Annotated in this window: 13 protein-coding genes; 7 read left to right on the top strand and 6 right to left on the bottom strand. The window is 47.2% G+C overall.

From position 1 onward, the window contains the following. Positions 1 to 19 precede the first annotated feature (19 nt). From AC1S8V_RS26145 to AC1S8V_RS26155, 3 genes are all read right to left on the bottom strand, one after another. Positions 20 to 1735 carry a spore germination protein gene (locus tag AC1S8V_RS26145; protein ID WP_482071354.1) on the bottom strand — a complete coding sequence of 572 codons (1716 nt, stop codon included), beginning with the start codon at positions 1733 to 1735 and terminating at the stop codon, positions 20 to 22. A 278-nt stretch (positions 1736 to 2013) separates the two neighbouring features. Beyond that, entirely contained in the window at positions 2014 to 2919 is a 906-nt protein-coding gene (locus AC1S8V_RS26150) for a methyl-accepting chemotaxis protein (protein WP_482071355.1), read from the bottom strand. 412 nt (positions 2920 to 3331) lie between these two features. Next, positions 3332 to 4165, bottom strand: coding sequence for a MurR/RpiR family transcriptional regulator (locus tag AC1S8V_RS26155; RefSeq protein WP_482071356.1), 834 nt, complete (start codon positions 4163 to 4165; stop codon positions 3332 to 3334). 203 nt (positions 4166 to 4368) lie between these two features. Here AC1S8V_RS26155 and AC1S8V_RS26160 point away from each other — a divergent pair, with 203 nt between their 5' ends. The 4 genes from AC1S8V_RS26160 to AC1S8V_RS26175 are packed head-to-tail and all read left to right on the top strand — an operon-like array spanning position 4369 to position 8797. Next, positions 4369 to 5256 (top strand): DUF8171 family membrane protein, encoded by an 888-nt coding sequence (locus AC1S8V_RS26160; protein ID WP_482071357.1) that lies wholly within the window; start codon positions 4369 to 4371, stop codon positions 5254 to 5256. Further along, positions 5249 to 7174 (top strand): ABC transporter ATP-binding protein, encoded by a 1926-nt coding sequence (locus tag AC1S8V_RS26165; RefSeq protein ID WP_482071358.1) that lies wholly within the window; start codon positions 5249 to 5251, stop codon positions 7172 to 7174. The genes AC1S8V_RS26160 and AC1S8V_RS26165 overlap by 8 nt, the downstream gene beginning before the upstream one ends. Further along, on the top strand, positions 7149 to 7976 hold the full coding sequence (locus AC1S8V_RS26170; protein WP_482071359.1) for an energy-coupling factor transporter transmembrane component T family protein: 828 nt from the start codon (positions 7149 to 7151) through the stop codon (positions 7974 to 7976). The genes AC1S8V_RS26165 and AC1S8V_RS26170 overlap by 26 nt, the downstream gene beginning before the upstream one ends. 41 nt (positions 7977 to 8017) lie before the next feature. Next, complete coding sequence (locus AC1S8V_RS26175; RefSeq protein ID WP_482071360.1) at positions 8018 to 8797, top strand: PHP domain-containing protein; 780 nt, start codon at positions 8018 to 8020, stop codon at positions 8795 to 8797. 111 nt (positions 8798 to 8908) lie between these two features. Here AC1S8V_RS26175 and AC1S8V_RS26180 read toward each other — a convergent pair whose 3' ends face one another. Both AC1S8V_RS26180 and AC1S8V_RS26185 read right to left on the bottom strand, forming a co-directional pair. Then, positions 8909 to 9130 (bottom strand): helix-turn-helix domain-containing protein, encoded by a 222-nt coding sequence (locus tag AC1S8V_RS26180; protein WP_482071361.1) that lies wholly within the window; start codon positions 9128 to 9130, stop codon positions 8909 to 8911. Beyond that, positions 9120 to 9563 carry a VOC family protein gene (locus AC1S8V_RS26185; protein WP_482071362.1) on the bottom strand — a complete coding sequence of 148 codons (444 nt, stop codon included), beginning with the start codon at positions 9561 to 9563 and terminating at the stop codon, positions 9120 to 9122. Before AC1S8V_RS26185 ends, AC1S8V_RS26180 begins: the two co-directional genes overlap by 11 nt. 87 nt (positions 9564 to 9650) lie before the next feature. Between AC1S8V_RS26185 and AC1S8V_RS26190 the strand changes: the two genes are divergently transcribed. Next, on the top strand, positions 9651 to 10682 hold the full coding sequence (locus tag AC1S8V_RS26190; RefSeq protein ID WP_482071363.1) for a helix-turn-helix transcriptional regulator: 1032 nt from the start codon (positions 9651 to 9653) through the stop codon (positions 10680 to 10682). Positions 10683 to 10709: 27 nt separating this feature from the next. Here AC1S8V_RS26190 and AC1S8V_RS26195 read toward each other — a convergent pair whose 3' ends face one another. After that, positions 10710 to 11906 carry an MFS transporter gene (locus AC1S8V_RS26195; RefSeq protein ID WP_482071364.1) on the bottom strand — a complete coding sequence of 399 codons (1197 nt, stop codon included), beginning with the start codon at positions 11904 to 11906 and terminating at the stop codon, positions 10710 to 10712. A gap of 167 nt (positions 11907 to 12073) precedes the next feature. Between AC1S8V_RS26195 and AC1S8V_RS26200 the strand changes: the two genes are divergently transcribed. Both AC1S8V_RS26200 and AC1S8V_RS26205 read left to right on the top strand, forming a co-directional pair. Then, on the top strand, positions 12074 to 12961 hold the full coding sequence (locus AC1S8V_RS26200; protein ID WP_482071365.1) for a LysR family transcriptional regulator: 888 nt from the start codon (positions 12074 to 12076) through the stop codon (positions 12959 to 12961). A gap of 21 nt (positions 12962 to 12982) precedes the next feature. Continuing rightward, on the top strand, positions 12983 to 13657 hold the full coding sequence (locus tag AC1S8V_RS26205; protein WP_482071366.1) for a VOC family protein: 675 nt from the start codon (positions 12983 to 12985) through the stop codon (positions 13655 to 13657). The last annotated feature ends 146 nt before the right edge of the window (positions 13658 to 13803 follow it).

Raw genomic sequence — 13803 nt, forward strand, 5'->3', positions numbered from 1 at the left:
TCTTGTCACCTCAATCACTTTATGATTTTGTTCGGTCCTTATCGGTCGGATGAGTCATCTCAGGACGTTTTTTCATCATATTTAGCGGGGCACGGATCACAAAATCCTTCCATTCCCCGAATCGATAAGGCACGGCTGGTTCAACATAAGGCACACCAAAGCTCGATAGTCTCGCCAGATGCGTACAGATGAGGAGAAAGAACATAACTACACCAAACAACCCGAGCACGGCTGCACTAAACATGGCGGCAAAACGCAGAATTCGCAGGGTTAAGCCTGCACTGTATACAGGGATCGTAAAGGAAGAAATGGCTGTAACCGCAACGACAATAACCAGGAATTGGCTTATTATTCCTGCCTGTACCGCTGCTTGGCCGATAATCAGACCTCCAACGATACCCATCGCGGGCGCAATCGGCTTAGGCAGACGTATGCCTGCCTCTCTGAGAATTTCAATCGAGAGCTCCATGATCAGCACTTCAATGATCGAAGGAAACGGCACGCCCGTTCGCGTTTCAATGATCGTCAATACCAGCTTGGTGGGGATCAGCCCGGGATGGAACGAGATAAACGAGATATAGAGCGCAGGAGCAAGCAAGGCCAGCATGGCAGACATCGTACGCAACGTTCGCATGAAGGTTCCGGGAATCCAGCGTTCATAGTAGTCCTCGGGAGATTGAAGCAGCATGCTGAAGGTCATCGGTACAATCAAAACAAATGGCGTACCGTCTAACATAATGGCTACCCGTCCCTCCAACAAGGCACCCATGACCCGATCAGGTCTCTCCGTATTTAATACCTGTTGAAAGGGACTCAGCGTACTGTCCTCGATCAGTTGTTCGACATAACCTGATTCCAGCATGGAGTCCATGTCAATCTTCTCGATTCGCTTCCGAACTTCATCCACAAGTACAGGATTAGCAATGTCCTGAATATAGGCTATCGCCAAATCTTTTTTGATTCGTTTTCCCACTTCAAACTTCTGAATAAACAGGCTCTGATCGCTTCCATAGCGACGCAAAATGGCTGTATTATCGCTTAACTGTTCTGTAAAACCAATGCGGGGGCCACGAAGCAATCCTTCGGACAAAGGTTCATTCACACCTCGTGCTTTAATTTTATGGGTTCCAATTAATAAAGCACCCGGCAATCCATCAACCAACAGCGCATTTTTGCCAAAAAGTACACCCAGTGAAAGCTCCTGAAGGGAATTGGTCTCCTGAATCTGACTAACTGGAAGTAATTGATTCTGCAGATATGCCGAAAGTAAATATGCATTATCCGGATGAAGAAACCCCTCCTGCTTAAGCTGCGGTATGCCTTCTAACATTAGTGGTGTAATCAAGTGATCAATAATTAAGTCATGATCTCCCAAACCTTCGGTATACATGACCGCAGCGCGTGTATTCGTACCCCTGATGGTAAATTCCCGAATATGCACGTCTGCATTTTGACCAAAGCTTTCTCTTACGCTAATCAGATCCGTAATGTACTTTCCGGTTATCTTAATATTCGCATAGTGGCCCGTCTCCGTTCCCTCGCCCTGCCCTGCGGCGGCTGGCGAGATGTCCTTCGAGGAAGTGGACGGTCGCTCCGAACGAGAGAAGCTTCCACGTTTAATGGTGGCATTGATCCAGCGCGTAGTCATAGTAATGCCAATCGGAATAATGACGACCAGAAATGCCTGCATCCATATGTTCAAATCCGGCACGTAGGATACAATTGTTGACCACATGTTCCCACCCCAACATTTCTCTGCATAACGAAGCTGCAGGTATTCCCAAGTATTGTGTCCCCGTTTGCACACAATAATTCCCGTTTTTTGTAGACCACTCAATTGGACCTGCTTATAACAGATGCTCGCATTCTCCTTACTTCCATTGCATGTTTTGAACACAGCAAAAAAAACGGTCCCTGTATAAGGAACCGCTTCGTATTGATCAGTCAACATACTGAGTCAGAAGGATATCAAGAATATATCGCATGGTTTTCCTATGATCCATCCACCATATATTAAACGATTCTGGTCACATGCTCCGCTTTGGCATCAAGCAACTGAGCGGATTCAGCAATTGCCTTAAAGTCATTCAAAGCAATCTCGATTCGCTCCTGGCTCTGCTCGACATACTCCTCTACCTTTTGTGTACCGCCTGTAATATTGGCAATTTCCTTGGTTATTCCGGTAACACTATCACGAATCTCATTAATGGAGTTCTCCACCATTGTGGATAGTTTCTTTACTTCCTTGGCGACGATGTCGAATCCTCGTCCGAACTCTCCAGCATGCGCCGCTTCAATGGCAGCATTTAATGCGAGCAGTTGCGTCTGTGATGAAATCTCGCGTATGGTTCGTACCACTCCCTGGATTGATCCGGCCTGTTCCTGCAGATGAGTCAGCGTCACACGATTAGAAGCCGACACCTCTGAGATATATGAGATACTGGACATTAACTCCTGGCTTCGTCCAATCCCTGTATCTGCTTGCTCATTCAGCTCATGGGACATCGCTTTCAGTTCATTTACCACGACCGAGATATTGTTCTGACGATTAGTGATGTTGGTCGCTATTTTGGATACACCCAGTATCTTCTGATTCGTCTCATCGTACACCGGCATATACGTCGCCTCAAGCCATACGGGATTTCCCTTGGCATCCTTGCGTTCAACCTTGTCCTGGAAGCTGACACCATTAAATATGCTATTCCAAAAAGCATCATAGTCCGGGGTGTTCACAAAATGGCCGAAGCATAACTGCTGATGCTGCATGCCATACATCTCATCTACCGTATATCCCATCGTCTGGGCAAAAACTTCATTCACATAAGTTACCCGTCGATCCAGATCGAATCGAATGATAGCAAGACTTTTCTCCATCGCCTTGATGACCAACGCATCGGTGACAGCATCTTTCTTTTCCATATCTAATATAGGCACTTGATAACCCCCACAGTTCATTCCATAATAAACAGCCTTTAACCAGCAAAACAACGATCACAGCAATATATGTATCCATCAGGTTCTGGATGACTCTACTATTGATACCCGATTTGCAGCATTTTGGATCATCTGTTGCCGTTTATTTTTTTATGTCATTTTTCACTCTTCCAGAAAAGAGACTCAATAGCTTATCCCCATCCGTAAAACGTCTCTGTATCTACTTGTACGTATGGTAACACAAAGCAAAGAAACACACACTTATATATGGCTACCATTTGGTCTGTTTCTAGTAACCGGCTGTCCCTTGTAAACAAGAAAAACAGGACGATTTGTCGTGATCATCGCCCTGTTTGTGTATTGAACTTCATCTTTATCGTTATCGCCTGTACATTCATCACCCTCGCGGCAGCTTATCTCCATACCGACTGCGCAGTTCAGCAAGCCGTTCCAACTTGGACAGCGCACGCTCTTTCTGCATTAATCCCACAGCCAGCACCATCTGTTCCATTAACAGCAGTGGAGTCACCATGGAATGAAATTCTCCCAGTTCTCCTCTGCTGACGTAAAAAGACAACTCCGTTGCCAGTCCATATAACAGGTCTTCCCGATCTGTCACAAGTATGGCTTTGCTTCCCGTATCACGGGCATAATCCAGAATGACCTCTGCTTCAGGCAACAAGCGGGTGAAACACATGAGCATCACCATATCCTCTTGCTGCATATGCATTAACGATTCCAACAACTCATGTCCACCTCCAGCAAGGTGAATAACGGTCAATCCAAATCTGGACAAGCGGAATGATAATAGCTCCGCCAGACCTGCAGATGGTCCAGGTGCATAGATGTATACTCTTCGCGCTTCAGCCAGGATGGCTGCTGCCTGCTCCAGATCCCCTTGCTTCATATGAGATAACGTCTCCTGCAAATGGCTGACGGACGCTTCCAATAACTGAATAGGCAAGCTCTCCGTATCCATGCGGGATATGGTTTTGTTTAACTTTAACGCGGGTGTGGTGTCTTCAGACGTGCGGAGCCGAATTTTAAATGCCTTGGCATTGTCATATCCAACTGCACGCCAGAAACGGGATACCGTCGCAATGCTGACCCCCAGCCTGTCGGCGATCTCCTGTTCCGTCATGAATAAAATTTCTTCGGGATTACGTTCAACAAAGTCGGCAATTTTCAGATGGCCTGGCGATAGCTGTTCTTTTCGCGTAAACAAATTCATTCAGGATACACTCCCTTTCTCGCTCTCCAATTAGTATATCAGTGGACTGGGGACGAAGTAGTTTATCTATGTAATAAATTTTTCAATAAAATCAAAATTTGTAATAAAAATTACAATCGATTTACAAATGTCTTCTTTCCCGTTAATACTCTCCCCCTAGACTTTGGCTATGAAGAATACCAACTTTCAGGGGGGATCTATCTATGAAGAAGATGACTGAACGTTACACGCTGACGTCTTCACAGAAAATGATGGTTTTTGTGCTGTCCATGTCACTGTACGGCTTGTCCAACATGTTCACAGAGCTTATTCCCAAGCTACAGCTTGGACCCATTGAATTGTCCGTTGAATACTTTGCTTTTATACCGCTGACACTCTGTATTCTGTTTCATCCCATGATTGCCGCGCTTGGTGCTGCCCTCGGCGAAATCATTTTCGGTGAGTTGATGCTGGGGCAATTTGGCGGACTTGGCGAGCTCGAGAAATTCATTACTTTTTCCTTCGCCATGTACGTCGCAGGGCGTATGGTACGTGATCCCCGTAATCGCAGGCAGGTTGGTATTGCAGCCATGACCGGAGTCATCATTCATCAATTTCTCAGTTCGCTGGTCGATATCGGCAAAGTATGGATCGGGGTGGAACAGCTTGAAGCGGTTCCGGGACTCGCTGAAAGTGTCGTTTTGATCGAAGGGGTTGGTTTCATTAATGACGTCCTGTTCTCGGGTATCCTCTTCGCGCTACTGCCAACACTGTATCTGGTTCCCCTGCTCTATGGCAAAATTGAACCACTGCTCGGAATCAAACCTCGCAATCCTGGCATGAAATATGAAGGCGTTGGCTTCTTCCGTCCAAAGCTTATCCTGATCGGTGTGTTACTGCTCGCGTTGGCTTTCGGCGCCGAATCCCTCTCCGAGATGGACATTAACTTCGCGGTGTGGGAGACGGACTATGCGGATCAATACGGTTCTGCCTCCATCTGGATCAGTATCGGTACTGCGGCATTAATTGCTGTGGTGACACTCATCTTCATGCGGGCCAGACGCAACAAGAACAACTCCATTTCAGATACGGAGAGCCGTCCTTATGCATAATGTCATGTCCCAATCTGTTTCTATTCCCGCACCGGAGTCCGCTATCTCCATTCAAAATGTGACCTTTACCTATCCCGGCTCGGAGGAGCCTGTTCTGAACAGGGCTTCACTCGAACTCCCACAAGGCAGTTTCACTGCAATCATCGGGAGCAACGGTTGTGGCAAATCAACGATGTGCAAATTGTTCAACGGCCTCATTCCCCAATTCTACACGGGTGACTTCTCGGGTGAAGTCCATGTACTTGGTGTACCTGCCGAAGGCCGAAGTGTTGCAGACCTGTCCAGAAAAATTGGTTACGTATACCAGGACTTTGATAATCAACTGGTCCGCCCAACTGTTCTGGATGAAGCCTGCTTTGCACCTCTGAACTATGGGTTACCCAACTACCGGGAGATGGGTGAACAGGCGCTTGCCATGTGCGGACTGGATACTATTCACAACCGATACATCTGGGAATTGAGTGGTGGACAGAAACATCTGCTCGCTCTCGCTGGTGCGCTGTCACTCGACCCGGATATTCTGATCGTCGACGAGCCGGTTTCCCAGCTTGATCCGCAGCATGCGAGACTGATCTACGAATGTCTGTCCCGATTAAATACGGAATATGGCAAGACGATTATCGTCATTGAACATCATACCGAATTTATCGCCGACTTCTGCGCAGATGTGGTGCTGATGGATAAAGGCCGTGTGTTGTGGAATCTTCCCGTCAAGGAAGGCTTGAATCGAATTGCCGATCTGGAGCGGCTTGGCATTCAGCCACCCGAGGTGACTCGTGCAGCTATTCAAGCGGTTGAGCATTACAAGGAAGGTAAATTATCCAGCGGTACCCAGGATTCTGCTACTCGATATTGGTTCCCCATTACGGTGGATGAAGCCACGATTTACTTTGCACAACGACAATACCAGCAGGACTTACATGCTTCAGGCAAACCGGGGGATGCCGTAGAACATCCGTTGCAAAGGCAAACCGTGAATACGATCCAGTCTGCCATGGAGCAGAACGATTCAGCCGTTTCGCGAATATCGGGGTGCACACTGATAGATTCTACTGCGGTGCCTGTTCCCATTGTCGAATTTCGAAATACGCGGCTACGGTACAGAGGACTGGGCAAAAAAAAGCATGAGGTTATTCGTGGCATTAACTTTTCACTGCATGAAGGAGAACGGATTGCCTTGGTTGGCAACAACGGAGCCGGCAAGTCTTCACTGCTCAGACTCATGGCTGGAATCAGCTTGCCTCAGGAAGGCAGCGTCAGCGTTTTGGGCGAGGTTACCCATCGATCTTCTTTGGAACAGCTTGCGGGCAGAGTGGCGTATATTTTTCAGAACTCCTCCGAGATGTTCATCGAAGACAGTGTACGTAAAGAAGTGGCGTATTTCCTGAAAACCCGTCGCATTCAGGAAGCTGACGAGCAGATCGCTCATGTGCTGGATCGCTTCCGGCTTACGCCACTACAAGAGCGGGATGCCCGGCTCCTGAGCGGTGGACAACAACGGCGGGTTACCCTCGCCATCGGCGCAGCCATGAAGCCTTCCCTCATGTTGCTCGATGAACCTACTGCCAATCTGGATCTTGCTACAAGAGAAGAATTGATTGGTGTACTGGATGAGCTGGATCAGTATGTGCGTACAACCGTCATTGCCACGCATGACATGCAACTGGTTACCCAGTGGGCCAGCCGAGTCATTGTACTTCACAATGGCCGGGTAGAAGCCGACGGCACCCCTGCCGAGGTATTCGCAGACGAACCCCTTCTGCGCCGATCGGGACTTGCCCTTACACAGATCATGGAGCTCTCGCACCGTATCGGATTGCCTGCACTTTGCCCTACAACCGATGCCTTTGTTGCAAGTCTGGATCAATCATTCACCAAGGAGGATGCCCGTCATGCAGCTTGTCCGCAACTGGTTTGACAAACTATCCATTGAACGCATACAGCTGGAGCTAATGAATACCGTATATGGCAGTGGTCATGCCAGCCTGTCACGGATTGACCCGCGTGCAATGCTGATCTGGTATCTCTTTTTTGCCATTGTACCCTGGTTTATTCACAACGGCACCGTGTTGCTTGGCATGTTTCTGCTCATGGTCACCACCACGATTTTATCTCGGGCTGCTCCCTTTATTATCATCATTCTCTGCCTGGGGTTAATCGGTCAAGTGGGCTGGATGTTTATCATCTCGCTGTTCTTCGGAGGCAATTGGGAATCTGCATTTCCCCTGTTGCTGCTCACCCTGAAGCTGTCCATCGTCTCGCTGGCGAGTATCACCGTCTTCTCGGGTATGGACCCGGAACGGATTGGCGATGGATTACTGGCACTCGGCATGCCTGCAACATTCTCGTTCAGCCTCTCTTACGCTTATCGGATCTTGCCAGTGCTGTTCGGTGAGTTCCGGAATATCATGTTGTCCTACCGACTGCGGGGCCTTGTTCCTTCCCGGCATGGATGGCTCTATTGGCGGCTTGTCGTTTATTATATGAAACTGTTCGTCGTGTCCTTCTTCCCGCTCATGCTGGCTACAGCCAAACGCTCACGCACAACCGTTGAAGCACTGGAGACACGCGGCTTCTCTTACGGCATGAAGCATCCAGAATCCAAACGTCTGAAGCTGGCCCATCTAAGAATCACCCCTCGTGACATCGGATTTCTCGCTACATCGGCGCTTTATGTGGCTCTGCTGTTCTGGTTCGGCGCACATTATGAAATTTTGTAATTCATATACTTAACCATTCATGGAATAAAAGGAGTGTCATTATGCGCATTGATCTTCATACTCACGGCAAATTATCCAAAAACTCTGATTTCTCAATCAATTACTTCACCGAAATGGTCACGGAAGCGAAAGCCAGCGGGCTGGATGCCCTCGCGCTTACAGAGCACTTTAACACCCGTCACTTCCACGATGTCTATGAGACGCTGGATCGTCTTTACCCCTATAACGGAGAATACTATGATGCAGACGGACTTCGCATTTTCCCTGGGATGGAAGTGGATATTCAGGAGACGGGGCATATTTTGCTGATTGGTCAAAAAGAACATATCCTCGCCGTCCGTGCCGGCCTGGAAAATAATATAGCCAAGGGGTCTTTCATTCCCTTTGCCGACCTGCTAGATCTGGCCGAAGCATGGCCTTTACTCAAAATTGGCGCACACCCTTTCCGCGAATCCACTCCGCTGCATCAGTTGGACCGCAACCTGCTTGGGCGTCTGGATGCATTTGACCTGAACGCCAAGGACATGTACAAAGTCGGTATCGAGACCTGCCGCAGTCAGGTTGAACCGTTTGCCCAATCCCTAGGCAAGCCGGTTACCGCCGGAAGTGATACACACCAATGTCTGCAATACGGCAGTGTATACAACGTGTTGGATCGTCCATGTGCATCGGTGGCTGAACTTAAAGAGCAGATTATCACGGGAGCATACACCATCGGAATCTCTGCCGATCTTCCTTTACGCGTCAAAGCCTCAGTAATGCTCAAGAAAGTAATGAAACGTCTTGCCAAGCTGGAGACCACCAGTCTGCAGGAGGTTTAATTCAACAGCACTGCATTTCATAACATGAGCCCGAAGTATTAATGTCTTCGGGCTCTTTGTTGTAAAATCCTATAGATTTTCACTACATTCCACCCATGATATCATTCAATCTCAGGTTTCCAGAAGATCCACACGTTCCGCTCGTTCGTTCTTCTTATACTGAGTGGGGGATTCGCCCATCGTGTTTGTGAAAAGATTGGTGAAATAATTCGCATTCTGATAGCCCAGTACATGTGCAATTTCACTTATCTTCATGTCCGTTGTGATTAGCAGCCGCTTCGCTTCTATACCAAGTGAGAGTGCCCGGGGTCCTGATATCATTTCAAAAATCATGCACCGTCACACACAGCTGAATCGCGATGCCAAACGGATCCCGTACAATGCCGTATCCTGGGCTGAATTCATTTTGCTCGTAAGGTACCAGTACCTTCACGCCCTCATGTTGCATCAGAGAATGATACAGTTGATCGATTGTATTTTTATCCTTGGATTGAATACATAGTGACGTGCTGTTCCCCAGCTGCCATGCTCTCTCCGTGTCCATTGCTTCTTCCGCAATCATGACTTTGTTAACCCCAATCTCCAGCACCGAATGTGTAATATACTCATCTTGACCGGCAGAGTACTGGAAACCCGGGTTCATCTCCTTCATCTCTTTATAACTTTTCTTGAATATCACCTTGGCGCCCAGAAACTCTTCATAAAAAGCAATGGCTGCCGCCGCATCCCCGTTCATCGACAAAAATGGTATCACTTCAAAATTCATTATATTGCCTCCTTGTTCCTATTGGATTACACTTATCACTATAACAACGAAAGGTGCCAATCTATGGCACCATTAAGAGGGTTCGATATGAAAAAATCAGAACGCATGAACCAGATGCTGCGCTTCATTAATCAAAAACAACAGTTCACCCTGCAAGATCTTATGCAGGAGTTCCAGATCTCCAAACGAACCGCGATAAGAGATATCGCTTCATTGGAAGAGTTGGGGGCGCCCATCTATGTCGAATATGGACGCTACGGCGGATATCGACTGCTGCAACAGATGCAGCTGCCTCCCATATCATTTAACACAGGCGAGCTTCATGCCCTTTATTTTGCGATGCAGGCCCTCCGCAGTTTCTCCAGCTTACCCTTTCAGGTTTCTTTCCGTACCATTCATGAGAAATTTATGAGCGCGTTATCCGACAAGCAACGACAGGATATTGAGAACATTCAACACCGGGTATCCTTCCGACATACGGAGCAGATCCGCGATAGTGCACATTTGGAATTTCTGTTGATGGCTGCTGTGCAAAATATCGTGATCCAGATTACGTACGCTAATCAGCGTAGATCCCCTGATCAAAGGCAATCTCCTTCAAACCTTCCTGATTCTGAACAATCAGATCCATCATCTAGTACATCCAACACCAATAACCGCACCATTCAACCCATCTCGCTCTATGCCAGAAAAGGCTACTGGTATTGCCAGGCCTATGATCTGCACAAACAAGCGTACCGAGTGTTCCGCTGCGACCGGATCATTTCAGCCGAAGTGTCCGACGTTGAACCTTTAGCTCATGTTATTAAACTTCATGCACAGGATACCTTTTCGTTATGGGAACCATCGGAACAAGCAATTCCATTCAAATGCCTGATTGACGAAGCCGGGGTTGAACTATTCCAGCAAGAACATTTTCCATCCATGCAGATCATGCACTTCAACGAATCGGGCAGTGAATCGGCACAAACACTTCTTGTCGGTTCGTATGAACCTCACGAGCTTGACTTCATTGTGAGATATCTTGCGGGCTATGGTAAATCGATTAAGATTGTGCAGCCCGTCATCTTACAGAAAGCGTTAAGGCAGCACTATCTGGACTTGTTAGATCATGTATAAAGATACTATTTCTATATCCATCTTACTTTACATGCCTTTTAGCTCCTGCTCATGATCCACAACTTTTGAGCTTTTTTTATTGCCAATAGCCAATTGAACGATAATCTGCAACACGATGATGATAGCCAAACCATAGAATGCTTGCACGAAGCTGCCTGTCAGGTCGTGGAGCCAACCAATCGCCAGCGGCCCAAGTGCTCCAAGAATGTAGCCACCAGATTGAGTCATTGCCGACCAGCTGCTGGCTTCCTGAGCATTGCTTGTCTCATCAATCGGCAACATGAGTGCAATCGGGAACAGTCCACCTGCACCAATACCGAGCGGGATCGCCGCGAGCCACGGACTCACAGAGAGATTCAGCATCAGGACACCTATCAATTCCAACAACGCACATCCGACAAGCCAGAATACACGTCTTTGGTACCGGTGTACAAGCATGGGGATGAATAACGTTGAGGGCAGCGATATTAATGTAAATAACGTTTGGATGTTGCCGGCAGTCTCTTGGCTATATCCCTGGCTTTGAATGGCTGGCGCAAGCCAAGCGGTTAACGAATAGAAGATCGCAGCCATCAGTCCGAAGAACAAAGTTAGCACCCATGCACGCCTGTTCTTCACCGGGAGTGATGCATGAATGACAGCCGAAGTTTGTCCGGATTGCCGCTCTGTACGCGCAGACCAGGCTAATTTCAACCAGATCGGTAATGCAATGACTGCGAGTAATGCCCATGTAGCCAAAGAACCTCTCCAAGATCCACCCAGCGTATGTTGAAGCGGAACCGATAATCCCACACTAATGCTGGCCCCCATCACCATCGCAGTAGAGTAGATGCCTACCATGGCTGCTACTCGGTTAGGGAAATATTGCTTAATGAAGCTGGACAACAACGGCCCTGCCAATGCAATCCCTACACCCGACAGAAAAGAAGTGAACATCATCAACGGAGTTGCACCTACGAACAATCTCAATCCCGTACCTATCCCAATAAGGATTAAAGCCAGCACAATGGCACCTTCGTTCCCCCACCTTCTACTTAATCTTACGGAGAACGGAGCGAATATACCCATACATAATACAGGTAGTGTAGTTAAAAGACTGGCGGTCATACCGCTCAAACCCAGATCATGCTGTATGGTGCTCATTAGCGGAGAAATGGAGGTAATCGGTGGTCTTAAGTTCAGTGAAGCCAGGATAAGCGCCAAAACAATATAAAAAATTTTCATTATGGATCACCTCATGGTAGTAGTTTTGAAGCATTTACCAAGATCTTATTCTTTAATGACAAGATCTTCGGGTGGTGCACGATTAAGTATAGGATCATTAGAATGATTGAACAATACTATTATTTCTATTAAAATGATTACTAAAACCAATTATTAGAGGTGAATTCATGGAGATTCGTCAGATGGAAAACTTTATTACAGTGTGTGAGGAGCTTCATTTTACACGGGCAGCTGAGAAACTTGGTATATCTCAACCTACGTTGAGTCAACAAATACGTGGGTTGGAGGATGAACTTGGTGTTCCTTTGTTTGACCGTGTCGGCAAAAAGATTGTGATGACCCAGGCTGGGACTCTGTTTCTGGAGCACTGTGTGCAGATGGTCCGGCATGTACAGAATACCCAGGATGCGCTAGCTGAATTCCGCAATGATCAGCGGGGACGATTGGTTATCGGTGTTCTTCCATCCGATTTGGATTACCGTCTCACTCCACTGCTCGTTGATTTTCATGCCCGATTCCCCAAGGTGCAATTGAAGGTTATTTCTTCGATCTATGTTGTCAATCAAGTGTTGGAAAATGAAGTCGACATCGGCATCGAGATCACGTCTGCCCCTGATGATCGGCTTGTACGCATTCCTTTGTGTAGTGAAGAATATGTACTGGTCGTTTCTGAGAATCATGATTGGGCTGGAAGAAACACAATTGAAATTCAGGAGCTGCGTGATATCCAAACGGTGATGTTTCCCGAAGGATTTACAGGCAGAGAATTGGTTGACGGCTATTGCCGTAAATATGGATTCAGCCTAAATACCATCATGGAGACCAGTTCGGCAACCTCCATCATTAGCCTGGTCAAAGCCAACGTCGGAGGAACACTGCTGCCTTATCCTCTGATCCAAGCCATGAACGAACCCACGCTACGTTGCATCCGAATTACAGACGATCCGCCATACCGGCACTTTGAGATCATCCATCGGTCTGACCGTTATCTGACGCAATCGGCCAAAGCATTTATTGAGAAGACGATTGAGTATTTTAATCAAGGGATAGTGTAGGAGAAGAGGTATTAAAATAAAATGAAAATAAGAGAAATTGGTTTGTTGACCCATCATATTGAGGCTATAAAAGAGTTTTACACGATTTCATTGGGAATGGATCTGATGGAGGGTAGTACAACATGCGTTTCATTCCGTGCCGGAGACTCGGTCCTTTCTTTCAAGAAGGCTCCAGAGCAAGAGAAGCCATACTATCATCTAGCGTTTACGATTCCAACGAATACACTTGCTGATGCGAAAAAGTGGGCCCAAGACCGTAATATTTCGCTGCTTTCCAAAGATGGACAGGATGAATTCTATTTCCCCTACTGGGATGCAACAGCCTTCTATTTCTATGATCCGAGCGGCAACTTGATGGAATTCATCGCTCACCACTCACTCGATAATGCAGTCGATGAAGCTTTCGAAGTGAAACATCTGTTATGTATTAGTGAAATCGGTCTGCATGTCGATGATGTTCCTGAGACGATGAGCACATTGAATGGGCTTTATCAACTTGAGCCCTTTGCCGGAGACGGGAAGAAATTCTCCCCCACGGGTGATGCAGAAGGCATGTTTATTGTCCTTGATAAACAGATGCCCTTGTTCCCGGATGGGCGCATGCCTGGTGTATTTGCCACTGAAGTAAAAGTTGAAACTGGGCAGCCTGGTAGTCTGCGTTTACAGGACGATATGTACTCAATTGAATCGATTTAAAGGAAAAAACTAAAAAAGCCGAATGAACTCAGGAATATGATCCTGACCTCACTCGGCTTCCATGACTTGACTTAATTCAATTCATTTCGTACTAACCGTATACTGAAATGCACCAAAAATAATACGGCATACACCCAAGCTGGGTG

It is taken from the genome of Paenibacillus sp. B46(2026) (genome assembly GCF_056786355.1).